This is a genomic window from Hydrogenophaga sp. (assembly GCF_030373245.1).
In the GTDB taxonomy this organism is placed as follows: Bacteria; Pseudomonadota; Gammaproteobacteria; order Burkholderiales; family Burkholderiaceae_C; genus Hydrogenophaga.
Genome location: NZ_JAUCZF010000004.1, coordinates 86,450 through 102,460 on the forward strand (window position 1 = coordinate 86,450; position 16,011 = coordinate 102,460).

The following is a 16,011-nucleotide window of genomic DNA, read 5'->3' on the forward strand; positions in this document are numbered from 1 at the left end:
CGCGCGAGCCGCGTCGCCACACCATCACAACAAGAGGAGTCTGCGTTGGAATTGCTTGCCCCGCTGGTGGCTACCCTGGCCGCCTACCTGATCGGATCGCTGTCTTTCGCGGTACTGGTGAGCCGAGTCATGGGTCTGAACGACCCGCGCACCTATGGCAGCAAGAACCCCGGCGCCACCAACGTGCTGCGCTCAGGCAGCAAGCCCGCCGCCATCATTACGCTGCTGCTCGATGCGTTCAAGGGCTGGCTGCCTGTGGTGGCGGTGAAGTGGTGGGGCGAGGCCTGGGGTCTGGGGGACGGCACGGTGGCGCTGGTCGGGCTGGCGGCGTTCCTGGGCCATCTTTATCCGGTGTTTTTCCGCTTTCAAGGCGGCAAGGGCGTGGCCACTGCAGCCGGCGTCATTGTCGGTTTCGAGCCCTGGCTCGGGCTGGCCGCGCTGGCCACCTGGGTCATCATCGCGTTTTTCTTTCGCTACTCGTCGCTGGCCTCGATCGTCACCGCGCTGTTTGCGCCAGCGTTTTACCTGTTTGGCCACCGCGTTGCGTGGGACGCGCCCAGTGCCATGGTGGTGAGCCTGGCGGCCATGGGCGTGCTGCTGGTCTGGCGCCACGCCGACAACATCAACCGGCTGCTGGCTGGCAAGGAAAGCCGCCTGGGAGCGAAAAAATCATGACGGCAGACATCAGGCGCCACGGCATGGCCACCCGTTACAGCGAAGCCGCGGTGTTCAACGGCATGGTGTTACTCGCGGGCATGGTGCCCGAGCGGGGCGACACCGACATCCGGGGGCAGACACAGGACGTGCTGGCACAGGTGGCGCAGCGCCTGCAGGAAGCAGGCAGCGACAAGTCGCGCATCTTGCGGGCCGAAATCTACCTGACCGACATCCGCGACATCGCGGCGATGAACGAAGTCTGGGACGCCTGGGTGGTGCCAGGATCAGCGCCTCCGCGCGCCACCGTGCAGGCGGCTCTGGCCGATCCGGCGTGGCGGATCGAGATCGTCGTGACTGCTGCGGTGGTCTGAGCGGATCGCCTCGCGCCGCTTCGCATCACCCGCAGAGGGCAGCGCTGGCGGGCCGGCAGCGCCGGCCCCGCGGCGCCCTGAGATGAGGCGCCTTGGACTGGCCAGCGCACGACACCACGCTAGCGTTTTTCGAGGGTCAGCTGGTCGTTGACGCGCTGCATCTGGAAGCGCGTCAGAAAACTGTTGCCCAGCAGCACAAATGGCATGGCCTGGGGCAACACGATGGCCGCCACGTCGTAGGCCAGTACATCCCCCACCTTCACGCTGGACAGCCGCACGCTGTAGCCGGTGGCATTGCCATTGGCCGTGCTCACGCGCACTGGCTGGCCTTGTTCGAAGCTGAGGTTGATGCGCCGCGCGTCCGACTCGCTCAGGATGACCTGCGAGGCCCCGGTGTCGACCATGAACTGCACCGCACGACCGTTGATCTGGCCAGGCGGCATGAAGTGTCCCTGGCCATCGGCGGTGAGCACCACACGCTGGGCACCACCACTCGGCGGCAACACGCGCCCCACGCTCACCGGCGCATCGCCCACCCGCAAGGTCTGCTTCTGACCGTTGACCTCCACCGTGGCCGACTCACCCTGCGTGGCCAGCAGCTTGACGCCTTGGTGCGACTGCCCAGGACTCAGAAAACGCGGCGCTGACGCATCGACGGTCAACAAAGCCTTTCCACCGGCGACGCCCGACAGCGCGACCGATTGGGCGTGTGCACCAAAGGGAACGAGTGCAGACAGCAGCAAGAGCAAAAGAAGCCTGGGCATGAGGTGTCTCGATTCAGGGCGCCGCGGGTCCGGCTGCGCCGGCCCGCCAGCGCCGCGCCCTGGGGGTGACGCCGAAGGCGGCGCAGGGGGCGTATCTAATCCCTGAAGTTGTCAAACGACAGTGGCAAGTCCTTGAGTTCGCTGCGGATCAACGCCATCGCCGCCTGCAGATCGTCGCGCTTGGCGCCGGTGACGCGCACCGCATCACCCTGGATGGCGCCCTGCACCTTGAGTTTGCTGGCCTTGAGCGCTTGCTGGATCTTCTTCCCGTCTTCGGTGCTGATGCCGTTCTTGACCTTCACCACCTGTTTGACCTTGTCGCCGCCGATCTTCTCGACCTTGCCCACGTCGAGGAACCGCGCGTCCACGCCGCGTTTGGTCAACTTGTTGCGCAGCACCTCTTCCACCTGCTGGAGCTGGAAATCGGCGTCACCGAACAGCGTGATTTCCTTGTCCTTGAGCTCGATGCCGGCGCTCGTGCCCTTGAAATCGAAGCGGGTGCCGACCTCGCGGGTCACCTGGTCAACCGCGTTTTTCACTTCGACGAAATCGGCTTCAAGAACGGTGTCAAAAGAAGGCATGGTCAAGGTTCCAGAGGGACTGAATGAGACAATCTAGCCATGTTAGTCGAGAACCAGGTGGCGCTGCAGCCGCACAACAGCTTTGGCATTGCCGCGCGTGCCAAAAGGCTCGCGCGCATTCGCCACGTGAGCGATCTGCACGCGCTCATGGCCAGCGAGGAATGGGCGAGTGCGTGCGCCGAGGCGCCGCCGTTTGTGCTCGGTGGTGGCAGCAACCTGGTGATCACCGGCGACGTCAAGACCCTGGTGCTCAAGGTTGAGATCGCGGGCCGACGCCTGGTGGCAGAAACCGACAAGGCCTGGGTGGTGGAGGGCGGCGCTGGCGAAAACTGGCACGACTTCGTCACCTGGTCGCTGGACCAGGGCTGGCCCGGGCTGGAAAACCTGGCCCTGATTCCCGGCTCGGTGGGCGCCTCGCCAGTGCAGAACATCGGCGCCTACGGCGTCGAGCTGCAAGACCGCTTTCACTCGCTGGATGCGGTCGACCTGTTGACCGGCCAGCTCTTCACGCTGGACGCCGCGCAGTGCGGCTTTGGCTACCGCGATTCGGTGTTCAAGCACGTGCCCAGCGACGCTCGCAGCTTCGGTCTCGCAGGCCGGGCGTTGATCACCGCTGTGCGTTTTCTGCTGCCCAAGCCGTGGAAGCCAGTGCTGGGTTACGCGGACCTGGATCGCAAGATGGTCGAGACCGGTATCGGCGAGCCCAGTGCCCGGCAGATTTACGACTGGGTGGTGGCTATTCGCCGCGCCAAGCTGCCGGATCCAGCCGTGATCGGCAACGCTGGCAGCTTCTTCAAGAACCCGACCGTGTCACCCGAGCAGTGCGCCGACATCATCGCGCGCGACCCGAAGGTGGTGCATTACCCCATGGCCGACGGCAGCATCAAGCTCGCCGCCGGCTGGCTGATCGACGCCTGCGGCTGGAAGGGCAAAAGCGTGGGCAACGCCGCGGTCTACGAAAAGCAGGCGCTGGTGCTGGTCAACCGCGGCGGGCGCGAGCAACCTTGCACCGGCGGTGAAGTGATGACGCTGGCCAAGGCGATTCAGACCAGTGTGTACGAGCGCTTCGGCATCTTGCTCGAGCCGGAGCCTGTCGTGATTTGATCCATGGCGAGTATGGCTTTACGGAGCTGGTCGCCATACCGATGGGGTGATCGTCATAGGGTGGGGCGGTTTGCGTCGAGAAATTGTTCTGGTTTGAGCTCGATCATAGGAAGGTGGAAGCGATGTTCCTACGCTATGCAGCTTTGGCTTTGACTCTGTCAATTGTGTTGGGGTGTGCCTCCGAACATCCACCCGAATACTTCAAACCTCCTCCGCCTGTTGCGCTGCAGGATCCACCGCCTGGTATGTCTGTGGTCTACCTCATTCGGACGCCGCATGACTCTCAGACTGTTGAAGTGCAAGTTCAAGGAATGAAGCCCTTTGCATTGCCGCCAGAAGCACACACTGTCTTGCTTCTCAAACCCGGTACGTACGTCATTCAGGGAACCGCTACCGGCCTCTTCTCGGCTGGCAAACGATCATTCGCTCCTGTGCAACTCCAGACCGTGGCCGATCAGCGAATCTTTCTGTATCTGTCTGGAATCACAGGGCGAAGTGTTCAGGTATCTGGATTCGTACCCCTCATGGGTGGTGGCGTTATGCCGCTGTTGACCAACTTAATGGATACAGACGCACAAACCCGCTCATGGAAAAACTCCTCGGAGCAAGACGCGCAGGGATTTCTCTCAATTACCCGCTACATCCGACCCGACTGAAGGTAAAAAAAGGCGTAGCGCCGCCGTGTGTGCTAGGAGAGTGAACACGTTGGAAAGCACCGAATTGGTACGCGGGTACGCGCAAAAAAAACGGCCCACGGGAGGGCCGTTTTTGTTTGAGAGATCCGAAGTGCTTACTTGCCGCCTTCGAGCTTGAAGATCTCCGAGGTGCCGACGCCCATGGACAGCAAGCCGGTGTGGGCATAGATGCCCAGCTTGGCGCGCGTGTCGGTGATGTCGAGGTTGCGCATGGTGAGCTGGCCGATGCGGTCGGCGGGGGTGAAGGGAGCGTCTTCCACCTTTTCCATGCTCAGACGCTCGGGTGCGTAGGTGAGGTTGGCGCTCTCGGTGTTCATGATCGAGTAGTCGTTGCCGCGACGCAGCTCGATGGTGACTTCACCGGTGATGGCGCGCGCCACCCAGCGTTGGGCGGTCTCGCGCAGCATGATGGCCTGCGGGTCGAACCAGCGGCCCTGGTAGAGCAGGCGGCCCAGGCGCAGGCCGTTGATGCGGTACTGCTCGATGGTGTCTTCGTTGTGGATGCCAGTGACCAGGCGCTCGTAGGCGATGAAGAGCAGCGCCAGGCCGGGCGCTTCGTAGATGCCACGGCTCTTGGCTTCGATGATGCGGTTTTCGATCTGGTCGCTCATGCCCAGACCGTGGCGGCCGCCGATGCGGTTGGCTTCCAGGATCAGGTCGACGGGAGAATCAAACGTCTGGCCGTTGAGCGCGACCGGCTGGCCTTCCTCAAATCGCACGGTGACGGTTTCGCGCGGGATAGCGACCTCGTCTTTCCAGAACGCCACGCCCATGATGGGATTGACGATGTTGATGCCGCTGTGGAGGAACTCCAGGTCCTTGGCTTCGTGCGTGGCGCCGAGCATGTTGCTGTCGGTGCTGTAAGCCTTTTCGGCGCTCATCTTGTAGCCGAAGCCGTTGGCCGTCATGAAGGCCGACATTTCAGCTCGGCCGCCGAGCTCGTCGATGAAGAGCTGATCCAGCCAGGGCTTGTAGATCTTCAGGCTGGGGTTGGTGAGCAGACCGTAGCGGTAGAAGCGCTCGATGTCGTTGCCCTTGTAGGTGCTGCCATCGCCCCAGATGTTGACGTCGTCTTCTTTCATGGCAGCCACCAGCATGGTGCCAGTCACGGCGCGGCCCAGTGGGGTGGTGTTGAAGTAGGTGACCCCTGCGGTGGTGATGTGGAAGGCACCGCACTGCAATGCCGCGATGCCCTCGTGCGCCAGCTGGGTGCGGCAGTCGATCAGGCGCGCTTTTTCGGCGCCGTACTGCAGGGCCTTGCGCGGGATTTCATCGTAGTCCGGCTCGTCGGGCTGGCCCAGGTTGGCGGTGTAGGCGTAAGGGATCGCGCCTTTCTGTTTCATCCAGAGCAGGGCGGCGCTGGTGTCCAGACCGCCAGAAAAGGCGATACCGACTTTTTGATTCAGAGGCAGGTTTTGAAGGATGGTGGCCATAAAAGTGCAGGGATGCAACCGCGGCAGCGGCTGTGGTTCAGCCGTAGTGGCAGATGTAGTGAAAGGCGTCGCTCACGCGGATGTCGAAGCTGGATTGGCCAGGTACGCTGAAGCGGTCGCCTGGGCCGACGCTGTGCCAGGTGTCGCTGCCAGCCAGCTTGTATTCGCAGCCACCCGCCACGCACTCCATGATTTCTGGCGCGGCGGTGCCAAAGGTCAGGGTGGCGGGCAACACCACGCCGACCGATTTCTTGGTGCCGTCAGGGTAGGTGATGCCGTGGCTGACGCACTTGCCATCGAAGTACACGCTGGCCTGGGTGGCGACGGTCACGCCGCTGATGTGGGTGGTGCTCATGGGGGGGGAGGAGTGTGAAGTGAAGGCAAGAGGTCAAGGCGAATGCGAAGGCGCGATTTTAGGCTGCGGCGCGGCGCCCGGCCCGGCACTTGCGCGCGCACGGCGCACCCGGTGGCGGGTTCAGATGCGCTGCTGCCAGTCGGCAGCGTCGAAGCCGACCGTGATGTCCCCGTTTGACCAGTTCACCACGGGGCGCTTGATCACGCTGGCATGCGCGAGCAACAGCGCGTGAGCGCTGCGGTTGTCCACCACCGCGCTGCGCGTCGACTCATCGAGCCCGCGCCAGGTTGTGCCTTTGCGGTTGACCAGCTTCTCCCAGCCGGCCACGGCCAGCCAGCGGGTGAGATCGGTGGCTGGAACCCCCTGCTTCTTGAAATCGTGAAAGTGGTGCTCGACACCGTTTTCCGTCAGCCAGGCACGGGCCTTCTTCACGGTGTCGCAGTTGGGAATGCCGTAGAGCGTGGTCATGCGTCCATTCTGGCACGACAGGACACGGCAATCCGCCGGCCAATGCGGCCGCGCGGGCTCGTCGATCAACGCCAAGGCCCGGCCGATCGGGACGACCGACCGGCCGTGCCCTGCTGTCTCAGCTTTCGAAGCTGATGCGGGTGGCGTTGACGCGAGTGCCACCCGAAGTCAGAGATCCTTTGACTTCGACACGGCGGCCGTTCGTGAGGCTGGCGGCCGCACCATCGCGGAATTCGATGCCATTGAGCCAGTCCACCGCCACCACCACGCCGCCGCTGGAGGTGAGCGTGAAGCTGCCGCCGCTGCCGGAGGTGGTGGCGCCAGACACGGTGCCGTGCAGTTCGAATTCGGTGCCACCGCCGACCGCTCCTGCGCCGTCGTCGTCGGGCTTCACGCTGGTGGCCACGAACACGCCATTGACCAGCCTGCCTTCAACTTCCACAAACGCGCCCGCCGCAATGCCGATGGTGCCTTCGCGGAAGAGCGCCTGGCTGGCGTCCACAGGCACGTCGTTGACGACGAAGCTGCTCAGGCTGGTGAAGCTGGTGATGGTGCCTTTGAATTCCACTTCACCACTGAAGCCACTGTAGTCGTCTTCGGGCCTGCGGATGCGTGTCACGGTCCAGATGGCGGTGCTGGCCGGTCCAGATTGCAGGCGCACCCGGATCAGCGCCCCCACGGCAGGCGTGACACGGATGCGGTCGGCGGGCGTGGTGCTGTAGTCCATGTTCAGCGAACCGATGCTGAACGTGCGGCTGGTGGCGTTGTGGGCGGTGACCACGCCCTGCAGTTTGTATTCCGAGCTCGAGGATTTGCGCTCGATGTAGGTGGCACGGATGCGGTTGGCGGTCGATCCGGCCACACCGTGCACCTCGACGACCGTGTTGATCGTGATCGACCCCAGGCCACTGCTGAACGAGGGGTCGAAGGCGGTGCTGCTGTCCACCTCAACCGTTTGCCCGAGCACCTCGAAGCTGCTGGTGCCAACGCTGGCCACCGGCCCCACCAGTTCGCTGGTCAGCACGATGCGCGAGGCGGTTGAACGCCCGTTGACCACTGGCGAGCCTTGCACCGCCACAACCATGCCGAGCCGGAAGTCTTCGCGGCGGAATGGGCTGTCGTCGTTACCGATGCTGGCGCTGGAGTCGTCGTAGCGGATGCCGTTGACGATGATGGAGCCAATGCCGGTGATCGGGCCGACCGAAAAGGCGCCGGTGCCGCCGAGTCCGACGCCAGCGGTGTCGTCACCGCCGCCACCGCAACCGGCCAGGGCTGCAGCGGCCCCGAGCATGGCCAGCAGGCTTTCGCGGCGCGTGAAGCCTGTGGGAAGTTGGTCAAGCTTGTTCATGGGGAGCTCCTTGTTGAGATGAAACGGGTGATGGCATGGGTTCGGTCCAGGAAAAGAACCCGATGCGGATTTGTTGATTCATGGCGCGGCTGGCCTGGCGGTCCTGCTCAATCAATGCTTCGATCTGGGGCACCAGCGTGTCGAGCAGCTGCTTCCATTCGCGGCTGACCATGTGGTGCAGCGAACCGATGGACTGCGCTGACAACTCGTCGGCGTGAATGGCCTGTTCGAAGTGCTGCTGACCATCGCCCAGCACGTTGGTGGTGGCGGCGCGCAGGTGGTCGCCCACGTTCTGCCCAAGAAAGTTCACCATGCGCGCCCAGTCGCCACGAGGCACAAAAGATTCGGCGTTCAGCAGGACCTGGTCGGTGGCCGGGTCGACCCGCACCAGATTCAGGCGGCACAGTTCCTCCAGCAGCGTCCTGGGACGCACGTCGCGCGTGACCGATTGGGCCAAAGCTTCAAAGCTGGGGGCGCTGCCCTGTCGCGGCAGGGCCAGGGGACGCTGTTGCTGGTCGCGCAGCGCGGGGTCGGTCAGCCAGCGGGTGAACACTTGCGAAGAGGGTGACGGGCGCCGAGGGTGCTGGGTGGCCTGGGCTTCCAGCAACCGGGTGATCTCGCGCCGGGTGAGCCCCGTGGCGGCGCTCAGGCGACTGGTGTTGGGCGCAGCGCCCGAGGTTTCGTGAGCCTGCAGGGCGGCGCGCACGAAGGTCTGACGGATCTGTTCTTCCACCGCTTGGATGGGCAGGCCTCTGGCAACGCACAGCTGTGCCAGCGGTTCCAGCACGGCGCCGACGGCCGCCATCAGGGCGTCCTGTTCGGTTTGAAGGGCTGTGTTCGCGGTGAGCATGACGGTGGGCTGTTGGACTTGTTGATGTGTGTAAAGTGCACACTTGCTGGAAGCTCTCGCACGTCCTGTGCCAGGGTCGGACAAGGCTGTATTTCATTGAAAATCAACGATCTGTAGGTCTTTGGGCGAATAGTTGGGTGGGGCATATGGCCCAATCGTGGGTCATATGCCCCACCCAAAAGCTCCGTTCGCCGACCGTCGAGCGCAGGCTCGGGCCTTGGCGAGGTCGCGCATGGGCGGCGCGGGCGCAGCCGGATAATCACCGGATGAACACGCTTGAAGACTGGCTCGCACATTGCGAGCGCCTGCACCCCCAAGGCAGCCGAGGCATCGAACTGGGGCTGGACCGGGTGCGGGTGGTGGCCCAGCGAATGGGTCTGGCCATGGACTGCCCGGTGATCACGGTGGCGGGCACCAATGGCAAGGGCTCCACCTGCGCCATGCTGGAGGCGGTGTATGGCCAGGCGGGCTTTCGAACCGGGGTCTACACCTCGCCTCACCTGGTGCACTTCGAGGAGCGCTGCCGCGTGGGGGGCGAGGCGGTCGCCGCCAGCGATCTGCTGCCGGCATTCGCTGAAGTGGAGGCGGCGCGGTTGGGAGGCCCCGAGGGTTCCACGGTGAGTCTGACCTATTTCGAATTCACCACCCTGGCCATTCTGCGCACCCTCTCGCGCTGTGGGTTGGATGTGGCGATCCTGGAGGTGGGCTTGGGCGGGCGGTTGGATGCGGTGAACATCATCGACAACGATTGCGCCATCATCACCAGCATCGCGCTGGACCACATGGAGTACCTGGGGCCCGACCGGGAAGCCATTGGATACGAGAAGGCAGGCATCATGCGCACCGGCCGGACCGTGGTGGTGAGCGACCCGGTGCCGCCCCAGAGCGTGCTCGACCGCGCGATGGAGGTGGGTGCCGAGCTTTGGCGTCTGGGGCAGGATTTTCATTTTGCGGGCGACCAGCAGCAATGGGGCTGGGCCATGCACCCTTCCCACGGCGCGAGGCGTTACAGCGGGCTGGCCTATCCTGCGCTGCGTGGTGCCAACCAGCTGGTCAACGCAGCCGGTGCGCTGGCCGCAATCGAGGCCCTTCGCAGCCGTCTGCCCGTGACGGCCCAGGCGGTGCGCAATGGGTTGGCCATGGTGGAGTTGCCGGGCCGCTTTCAGATCGTGCCGGGCACGCCGACCCTGGTGCTGGACGTGGCACACAACCCGCACTCGGTGGCCGCGCTGGCGGAAAACCTGGATGCCATGGGTTTTTATCCGACCACCCACGCGGTGTTCGGTGCCATGGCCGACAAGGACTTGCCGGCCATGTTGGAGCGCATCAGCCCGCTGATCGACCGCTGGCACCTCACCGATCTGCCGCCGACGCGGGCCGCCAAAGCCGCGGCGCTGGCGCCGATCGTCGAGGCCAGTCCGGCACCCGGACTGGCGCGCGTCAGCACCGTGGTCGGCTTGCACGCCACCCCTCTGGATGCCCTGCAGGCGGCGGTCTCCAGCGCCGACCCCGCTGATAGAATCGTGGTCTTTGGATCGTTCCTCACGGTGGGGGGTGTTTTGCAGGACGGCGTGCCCCGGCTACAGGCCAAGCACCTGTCTTCCTGACCTCCTTTTCGCCCCAGTGCTGCCGGCCACGACCCGTTCGCCCGGCCACACCCTCAGCCCATGTTTGCTCCCCGCTCCAGCGCCACCGGCAAAGCCGCCCAGCCACAGCCCCAGAGCATCGAGGCGGTCCGGCGGCGTGCTCGACACCGTCTGATCGGTGCCGCGGTCCTCGTCTTGATCGGCGTGGTCGGCTTTCCCCTTCTGTTTGACACCGAGCCGCGGCCGATTTCGGTCGATATTCCGATCGAGATCCCCGCCAAGAACGCGACACCTGCGCTGGCCGCCAGCAAGAAAGCCGTCGAGGCGCCGCCGGCGGCGCCCAGTCTGAGTGCTGTTGAGAGCCTGGGCGCGCGTGAAGAGGTGGTGGAGCCGGTCCGGCCAGAGCCCCAGCCAGCCGCCAAGGTCGAGCCCAGGGTTGAGGCGAAGAAGGCAGACGCGCCGCCACCCAAGGCCGAGGCGCCCGCGGCGCCCAAGCCTGCGGCCAAGCCCGCGCCGAGCGCCGATGCCGATCGGGCCAGGGCCCTGCTCGAAGGCAAGACGCCCGACAAGCCGGCAGCCACCGGCGAGCGCCTGGTGGTGCAGGTGGGCGCGTTTGCCGAAGCATCTGGTGCTCGAGAAGTCCGCCAGAAGCTGGAGCGCGCCGGACTCAAGACTTACACCCATGTCGCCAACACGGCTGAGGGCCAGCGCATCCGGGTGCGCGTGGGGCCGTTTGCCAGCCGCGCCGAGGCCGAAAAGGTGGCCGCCCGCGTCAAGGCGCTGGGGCTCCCTGCCGCCATCCTCACGCTGTGATGGGCGCAGCACATGCCCGAAAGTGTGTCGCATGAGCTGGATCGACTGGGCCTTGCTCACGGTACTGTTGGTCTCAGCCCTGGTTGGGCTGTGGCGCGGCCTGGTGTACGAAGTGCTGTCGGTGGCTGGATGGGTGCTGGCTTTTGTGCTGGCGCAGGCCTGGGCCGAACCAGCCGGGATGCTGCTGCCCATGGATGGCGCAGCTGCGCCGCTGCGTCTGGCCGCGGGCTTCGCCGTGGTGTTCATCGCGGTGGCGTTTGCGGCTGGCCTTTTGTCGTGGCTGATCAAGAAAATGGTCGAGTCGGTTGGCTTGCGGCCGGTCGACCGGGTGCTGGGTGGGGTGTTCGGTGTGGTGCGCGGGCTGGTGATCCTGCTCGGTCTCACGCTGGTGATGAGCATGCTGCCGCCCACTGCCCAAGCGGGTTGGCGCGCCTCGCCTGTGGCCCAAACCCTGAACGCTTCGCTGCACACTTTGAAGCCCTTGTTGCCCGATGCGGTATCGCGTCATCTGCCTTGAGCTCTGGCTTTTCTCTTTGAGGATCTGAACATGTGTGGAATCGTGGGCGTGGTGAGCCAGACGCCGGTCAATCAGCTGATTTACGACGCGCTGCTGCTCTTGCAGCACCGCGGTCAGGACGCGGCGGGCATCGTGACCGAACTGGACCGCAAGTTTTTCATGCACAAGGCCAAGGGCATGGTGCGCGACGTGTTCCGCACCCGCAACATGCGCGGCCTGCCGGGAGCCAGCGGCCTTGGCCAGGTGCGTTACCCCACAGCAGGCAACGCCTACAGCGAAGAAGAAGCGCAGCCGTTTTACGTGAACGCGCCGTTCGGCATTGTGCTGGTGCACAACGGCAACCTCACCAACGCCCACGCGCTGAAACAGGAGCTGTTCCAGGCCGATCACCGCCACATCAACACCGACAGCGACTCCGAGGTGCTGCTCAACGTCCTTGCGCACGAGTTGGAGAAGGTTTCGCGTGGGATGGTGCTCAAACCAGCCGAGGTGTTTGCCGCGGTGCGCAACGTGCACCAGCGCGTGCGGGGCTCTTACGCCGTGATCGCGCTCATCGCCGGCCATGGGCTGCTCGCGTTCCGTGACCCGTTCGGCATTCGGCCACTCTGTGTTGGCCGGGGCGACGCTGGCGTGATGGTGGCCAGCGAGTCGGTGGCGCTGGAGGGCACAGGGTTTGATCTGCTGCGCGACGTGTTGCCGGGTGAGGCAGTGTTCGTGGGCAACGACGGCCAGATGCAATTCCAGCAATGCGCCGACAAAGTCAGCCACAACCCCTGCATCTTTGAGTATGTGTACCTGGCACGACCCGACTCGGTGCTCGACGGCATTTCGGTCTATCAGGCGCGCCTGAACCTGGGGAAGACGCTGGCCAAGCGCGTCGTCTCCACGGTGCCGCCCAACGAGATCGACGTCGTCATTCCCATTCCCGAGTCTTCGCGCCCCAGCGCCATGGAGCTGGCCAAGTTGCTGGGCCTGCCGTACCGCGAAGGATTTGTGAAGAACCGTTATGTGGGCCGCACCTTCATCATGCCGGGGCAGGGTGTGCGCAAGAAGTCGGTTCGGCAAAAGCTCAACGTGATCGGGGCTGAGTTCAAGGGCCGCAACGTGTTGCTGGTGGACGACTCCATCGTGCGCGGCACCACCAGCCGAGAGATCGTGCAGATGGCGCGCGATGCGGGTGCGCGCAAGGTATTTCTCGCCAGCGCAGCGCCACCCGTGCGCTTTCCCAATGTGTATGGCATCGATATGCCGACGCCCAACGAGCTGGTGGCGCACGATCGCACGGTGGACGAGGTGCGCCTGGCCATCGGTTGTGACGCTCTGATCTACCAGGATGTGGCTGGCATGAAGCAGGCCATTGGCTCGCTGAACCCCGCGCTGTCTGGTTTTGATGCCTCGTGCTTCGATGGTGTCTACGTCACCGGCGACATCACGCCTGAACACATCGCCAGCCTGAACCAAGGCCGAGATCAGGCCGAGGAAGGTGAAGATGACCACTCGCGCCTGGCTTTGCCAAACGCCACGTCGGCCTGATCGAGAGCGGTAGCCGACATGAGTGACCAGCCCAGCGGGCGCAGCCCATCTTCCTCGTTCCACCGCGACACCCTGGCGGTGCGCGAAGCCTCAGAGCGCAGCCAGTACGGTGAAAACTCAGAGGCACTGTTCCTCACCAGCGGCTTTGTGCAGCCGTCGGCCGAAGCGGCCGCGCGCCGCTTTGCCGGCGATGAAGAAGGCTACACCTATGGCCGCTATGGCAATCCCACCGTGGCCAGCTTCGAGCAGCGTCTGGCCGCGCTGGAAGGCAGCGAGGCCTGCATCTCCAGTGCATCCGGCATGTCGGCCATCCTGATGATGTGCATGGGGCTGCTCAAGGCGGGAGACCACGTAATCTGTTCCCAGTCCATGTTCGGCTCCACCATCAAGCTGATCGGCACCGACCTGGCGAAGTTTGGTGTGTTGTCCAGCTTCGTGTCACAGACCGACGTGAACGCCTGGCGCGCCGCGATTCAGCCCAGCACGCGGCTGCTGTTTGCCGAGACGCCTACCAACCCGCTCACCGATGTGTGCGATATCCGAGCCCTGGCGGATATCGCGCACAACGCTGGCGCGCTGCTGTGCGTGGACAACTGTTTTGCCACGCCGGCCCTGCAACGGCCCATGGACTTCGGCGCCGACCTTGTGATGCACTCTGGCACCAAGTACCTCGACGGCCAGGGCCGCGTGATGGCCGGCGCCCTTTGCGCCAGCCAAGACCTGGTCACCAAGACCTTTCTGCCGGTGCTCAAGAGCGCGGGCATGACGCTTTCCCCGTTCAACGCCTGGGTGGTACTGAAGGGCCTGGAGACGCTGGACATTCGCATGCGGGCTCAGTCTGCCCGCGCGCTTGGCCTGGCGAACTGGTTGGAGGCGCATCCGGCAGTGGCGCGTATCTTTTATCCGGGTCTCGCCAGCCATCCGCAGCATGCGCTGGCCATGGCGCAACAATCTGGCTGTGGTGGCGCGGTGCTGTCGTTCGAGGTCAAGGCGAATGATTCCCAACAGGCTCGCGCCCGGGCATTTCAGGTGCTTGACGCGATGCAGCTGTTGTCGCTTTCCACCAACCTCGGCGACACCAAGACGCTGGTCGCACATCCGGCCAGCACCTCGCACGGGCGACTCACCGAAGCGCAGCGCCAGGCCGCGGGCGTCAGCCAGGGACTGATCCGCGTGGCGGTTGGCCTGGAACACCTGGACGACATTACGACCGATCTCGATCGCGGTCTCTCACTGCCTGGAACATGAACACCGTCCGCACCCGCTTCGCTCCGTCTCCAACCGGCTTCATTCACCTGGGCAACATCCGATCGGCGCTCTACCCATGGGCGTTTGCCCGTGCCAATGGCGGTGTGTTCATCCTGAGGATCGAAGATACCGACCTGGAGCGTTCGTCACAGGCGGCGGTGGACGTCATCATTGAGGGCATGCGCTGGCTGGGGCTGGACCACGACGAGGGGCCGTTCTACCAGATGCAACGCATGGACCGGTACAAGGCTGTGCTGGCAGAGATGGTCGTGGCAGGGCATGTCTACCCTTGCTACATGAGCATGGCCGAGCTCGATGCGCTGCGAGAGCGCCAGATGGCAGCCAAGGAAAAGCCGCGCTACGACGGCACCTGGCGGCCCGAGCCGGGCAAGGTCTTGCCGCCGGTGCCCGAAGGCGTGAAGCCGGTGTTGCGGTTCAAGAACCCGCAGGGTGGCGTGGTGAGCTGGCAGGACAAGGTCAAGGGCCAGATCGAGATCCGCAACGACGAGCTGGATGACCTGGTGATCGCGAGGCCCGACGGTACGCCGACCTACAACTTCTGCGTGGTGGTCGACGACATTGACATGGCCATCACCCACGTGATCCGCGGCGACGATCACGTGAACAACACGCCGCGCCAGATCAACATCTTCCGCGCCCTGGGCAAAGAGCCGCCAGTCTATGCGCATCTGCCCACCGTGCTCAACGAGCAGGGCGACAAGATGAGCAAGCGCAGTGGTGCCAAGCCGGTCACGCAGTACCGCGACGAAGGCTACCTGCCCGATGCGATGGTGAACTACCTGGCGCGCCTGGGCTGGAGCCATGGCGACGATGAAATTTTCAGTCGCGCGCAGTTCCTCGAGTGGTTCAACCTCGACCACCTGGGCCGCAGCGCGGCACAGTTCGACGAAGCCAAGCTGCGCTGGGTCAACGCCCAGCACATGAAGGCCATGGAGGATGGTGCGCTCAGTGCCCTGGTGGCCGAGCAGCTGGCAACAAGAGGCATTACCGCCGATGAGCGCCTGCCGGCCATCTGCGGCCTGTTCAAGGACCGTTGCGACACCACGGTGGCGCTCGCGCAGTGGGCGCGGGTTTTTTACGCACCCGTGACACCCGACGCAGACGAGCTGACTCAACACGTGACCGATGCCGTCAAGCCGGCGATCCAGGCGCTGGCGACTCTGCTTGGCGACTGCGCCTGGGACAAGACCAGCCTGTCTGCCGCCATCAAGACCACCATCGCGGCACATGGGCTCAAGATGCCTCAACTGGCCATGCCGGTGCGCGTGTTGCTCATGGGTACCGCGCAGACGCCGTCGCTAGACGCCGTGCTCGCGCTGCATGATCGTGAAACTGTTTTGCAACGGCTGCGGATCGCCTGAAAAAATGTCCTATAATTTGAGGCTTGCTGAAATGCGGCGGATTGGTGACGATCTGGCGTCGATCGGCAAGCCCTGTGGGGGTATAGCTCAGCTGGGAGAGCGCTTGCATGGCATGCAAGAGGTCAGCGGTTCGATCCCGCTTACCTCCACCACAATTTGACAGCCGGGCCAAGGAGCAACTGCATAACGCACTGCTACAATGCCCGACTCGGAAGTTCCAAGGTTTTGACCCTATCGTCTAGAGGCCTAGGACATCACCCTTTCACGGTGAGTACCGGGGTTCGAATCCCCGTAGGGTCGCCAAGT

The 16,011-nt window shown here is 64.3% G+C and carries 17 protein-coding genes and 2 tRNA genes; 12 read left to right on the plus strand and 7 right to left on the minus strand.

All coding sequences use genetic code 11. The annotated features are described in order from the left end of the window. Positions 1 to 45: 45 nt before the first annotated feature. Both plsY and QUV25_RS10610 read left to right on the plus strand, forming a co-directional pair. Positions 46 to 675 carry a glycerol-3-phosphate 1-O-acyltransferase PlsY gene (plsY, locus tag QUV25_RS10605; protein ID WP_300863699.1) on the plus strand — a complete coding sequence of 210 codons (630 nt, stop codon included), beginning with the start codon at positions 46 to 48 and terminating at the stop codon, positions 673 to 675. After that, entirely contained in the window at positions 672 to 1,028 is a 357-nt protein-coding gene (locus QUV25_RS10610; protein ID WP_300863700.1) for a RidA family protein, read from the plus strand. Before plsY ends, QUV25_RS10610 begins: the two co-directional genes overlap by 4 nt. A gap of 119 nt (positions 1,029 to 1,147) precedes the next feature. Here QUV25_RS10610 and QUV25_RS10615 read toward each other — a convergent pair whose 3' ends face one another. Together QUV25_RS10615 and QUV25_RS10620 are read right to left on the minus strand one after the other, a co-directional pair. Beyond that, positions 1,148 to 1,792 carry a retropepsin-like aspartic protease gene (locus QUV25_RS10615; RefSeq protein WP_300863702.1) on the minus strand — a complete coding sequence of 215 codons (645 nt, stop codon included), beginning with the start codon at positions 1,790 to 1,792 and terminating at the stop codon, positions 1,148 to 1,150. A gap of 95 nt (positions 1,793 to 1,887) precedes the next feature. Then, positions 1,888 to 2,373: a YajQ family cyclic di-GMP-binding protein gene (locus QUV25_RS10620; protein ID WP_291011806.1), complete on the minus strand. Its 486-nt coding sequence runs from the start codon at positions 2,371 to 2,373 to the stop codon at positions 1,888 to 1,890. A gap of 39 nt (positions 2,374 to 2,412) precedes the next feature. Here QUV25_RS10620 and murB point away from each other — a divergent pair, with 39 nt between their 5' ends. After that, positions 2,413 to 3,477 carry a UDP-N-acetylmuramate dehydrogenase gene (gene murB / locus QUV25_RS10625; protein ID WP_300863703.1) on the plus strand — a complete coding sequence of 355 codons (1,065 nt, stop codon included), beginning with the start codon at positions 2,413 to 2,415 and terminating at the stop codon, positions 3,475 to 3,477. A 122-nt stretch (positions 3,478 to 3,599) separates the two neighbouring features. Then, positions 3,600 to 4,133: a hypothetical protein gene (locus tag QUV25_RS10630; RefSeq protein WP_300863704.1), complete on the plus strand. Its 534-nt coding sequence runs from the start codon at positions 3,600 to 3,602 to the stop codon at positions 4,131 to 4,133. 134 nt (positions 4,134 to 4,267) lie between these two features. Here the strand turns inward: QUV25_RS10630 and argG are convergent, their stop codons facing one another. From argG to QUV25_RS10655, 5 genes are all read right to left on the minus strand, one after another. Next, entirely contained in the window at positions 4,268 to 5,605 is a 1,338-nt protein-coding gene (argG, locus tag QUV25_RS10635) for an argininosuccinate synthase (RefSeq protein ID WP_300863705.1), read from the minus strand. Positions 5,606 to 5,642: 37 nt separating this feature from the next. Beyond that, positions 5,643 to 5,960, minus strand: coding sequence for a pyrimidine/purine nucleoside phosphorylase (locus QUV25_RS10640; RefSeq protein ID WP_300863706.1), 318 nt, complete (start codon positions 5,958 to 5,960; stop codon positions 5,643 to 5,645). Between the two features lie 120 nt (positions 5,961 to 6,080). Beyond that, positions 6,081 to 6,428, minus strand: a complete 348-nt coding sequence (locus QUV25_RS10645; RefSeq protein WP_300863707.1) for an ArsC family reductase — start codon at positions 6,426 to 6,428, stop codon at positions 6,081 to 6,083. Positions 6,429 to 6,546: 118 nt separating this feature from the next. After that, a complete protein-coding gene (locus QUV25_RS10650) occupies positions 6,547 to 7,776 on the minus strand; it encodes a DUF5666 domain-containing protein (protein WP_300863708.1) in 1,230 nt (409 codons plus the stop codon). Further along, the gene (locus QUV25_RS10655; protein WP_300863709.1) at positions 7,763 to 8,626 is read right to left on the minus strand and encodes a DUF6502 family protein; all 864 of its coding nucleotides are present in this window, start codon (positions 8,624 to 8,626) and stop codon (positions 7,763 to 7,765) included. The genes QUV25_RS10650 and QUV25_RS10655 overlap by 14 nt, the downstream gene beginning before the upstream one ends. A gap of 266 nt (positions 8,627 to 8,892) precedes the next feature. Between QUV25_RS10655 and folC the strand changes: the two genes are divergently transcribed. The 8 genes from folC to QUV25_RS10695 all read left to right on the plus strand — a co-directional run bounded on the left by folC (position 8,893) and on the right by QUV25_RS10695 (position 16,008). Beyond that, positions 8,893 to 10,233: a bifunctional tetrahydrofolate synthase/dihydrofolate synthase gene (folC, locus tag QUV25_RS10660; protein ID WP_300863710.1), complete on the plus strand. Its 1,341-nt coding sequence runs from the start codon at positions 8,893 to 8,895 to the stop codon at positions 10,231 to 10,233. Positions 10,234 to 10,293: 60 nt separating this feature from the next. Next, positions 10,294 to 11,025, plus strand: coding sequence for an SPOR domain-containing protein (locus QUV25_RS10665; protein ID WP_300863711.1), 732 nt, complete (start codon positions 10,294 to 10,296; stop codon positions 11,023 to 11,025). A gap of 31 nt (positions 11,026 to 11,056) precedes the next feature. After that, positions 11,057 to 11,542 carry a CvpA family protein gene (locus tag QUV25_RS10670; protein ID WP_300863712.1) on the plus strand — a complete coding sequence of 162 codons (486 nt, stop codon included), beginning with the start codon at positions 11,057 to 11,059 and terminating at the stop codon, positions 11,540 to 11,542. 30 nt (positions 11,543 to 11,572) lie between these two features. Continuing rightward, positions 11,573 to 13,075 (plus strand): amidophosphoribosyltransferase, encoded by a 1,503-nt coding sequence (gene purF, locus QUV25_RS10675; RefSeq protein WP_300863713.1) that lies wholly within the window; start codon positions 11,573 to 11,575, stop codon positions 13,073 to 13,075. A gap of 18 nt (positions 13,076 to 13,093) precedes the next feature. Continuing rightward, positions 13,094 to 14,323 (plus strand): O-succinylhomoserine sulfhydrylase, encoded by a 1,230-nt coding sequence (locus QUV25_RS10680; RefSeq protein ID WP_300863714.1) that lies wholly within the window; start codon positions 13,094 to 13,096, stop codon positions 14,321 to 14,323. Continuing rightward, positions 14,320 to 15,705 (plus strand): glutamate--tRNA ligase, encoded by a 1,386-nt coding sequence (gene gltX / locus QUV25_RS10685; RefSeq protein ID WP_300863715.1) that lies wholly within the window; start codon positions 14,320 to 14,322, stop codon positions 15,703 to 15,705. The genes QUV25_RS10680 and gltX overlap by 4 nt, the downstream gene beginning before the upstream one ends. 76 nt (positions 15,706 to 15,781) lie before the next feature. Continuing rightward, positions 15,782 to 15,857: transfer RNA gene (locus QUV25_RS10690), tRNA-Ala, on the plus strand. Between the two features lie 75 nt (positions 15,858 to 15,932). Next, positions 15,933 to 16,008 (plus strand) — tRNA-Glu (locus tag QUV25_RS10695). Positions 16,009 to 16,011: the final 3 nt, after the last annotated feature.

Bases quoted from the DNA above. Each gene is read 5' to 3' on its own strand.
- QUV25_RS10655 (WP_300863709.1), bottom strand. From the start codon at position 8,626: ATGCTCACCGCGAACACAGCCCTTCAAACCGAACAGGACGCCCTGATG.
- argG (WP_300863705.1), bottom strand. From the start codon at position 5,605: ATGGCCACCATCCTTCAAAACCTGCCTCTGAATCAAAAAGTCGGTATC.
- QUV25_RS10615 (WP_300863702.1), bottom strand. From the start codon at position 1,792: ATGCCCAGGCTTCTTTTGCTCTTGCTGCTGTCTGCACTCGTTCCCTTT.
- purF (WP_300863713.1), top strand. From the start codon at position 11,573: ATGTGTGGAATCGTGGGCGTGGTGAGCCAGACGCCGGTCAATCAGCTG.
- QUV25_RS10645 (WP_300863707.1), bottom strand. From the start codon at position 6,428: ATGACCACGCTCTACGGCATTCCCAACTGCGACACCGTGAAGAAGGCC.
- gltX (WP_300863715.1), top strand. From the start codon at position 14,320: ATGAACACCGTCCGCACCCGCTTCGCTCCGTCTCCAACCGGCTTCATT.
- QUV25_RS10680 (WP_300863714.1), top strand. From the start codon at position 13,094: ATGAGTGACCAGCCCAGCGGGCGCAGCCCATCTTCCTCGTTCCACCGC.
- QUV25_RS10620 (WP_291011806.1), bottom strand. From the start codon at position 2,373: ATGCCTTCTTTTGACACCGTTCTTGAAGCCGATTTCGTCGAAGTGAAA.
- folC (WP_300863710.1), top strand. From the start codon at position 8,893: ATGAACACGCTTGAAGACTGGCTCGCACATTGCGAGCGCCTGCACCCC.
- QUV25_RS10610 (WP_300863700.1), top strand. From the start codon at position 672: ATGACGGCAGACATCAGGCGCCACGGCATGGCCACCCGTTACAGCGAA.
- QUV25_RS10665 (WP_300863711.1), top strand. From the start codon at position 10,294: ATGTTTGCTCCCCGCTCCAGCGCCACCGGCAAAGCCGCCCAGCCACAG.
- murB (WP_300863703.1), top strand. From the start codon at position 2,413: ATGTTAGTCGAGAACCAGGTGGCGCTGCAGCCGCACAACAGCTTTGGC.
- QUV25_RS10640 (WP_300863706.1), bottom strand. From the start codon at position 5,960: ATGAGCACCACCCACATCAGCGGCGTGACCGTCGCCACCCAGGCCAGC.
- QUV25_RS10650 (WP_300863708.1), bottom strand. From the start codon at position 7,776: ATGAACAAGCTTGACCAACTTCCCACAGGCTTCACGCGCCGCGAAAGC.
- QUV25_RS10630 (WP_300863704.1), top strand. From the start codon at position 3,600: ATGTTCCTACGCTATGCAGCTTTGGCTTTGACTCTGTCAATTGTGTTG.
- QUV25_RS10670 (WP_300863712.1), top strand. From the start codon at position 11,057: ATGAGCTGGATCGACTGGGCCTTGCTCACGGTACTGTTGGTCTCAGCC.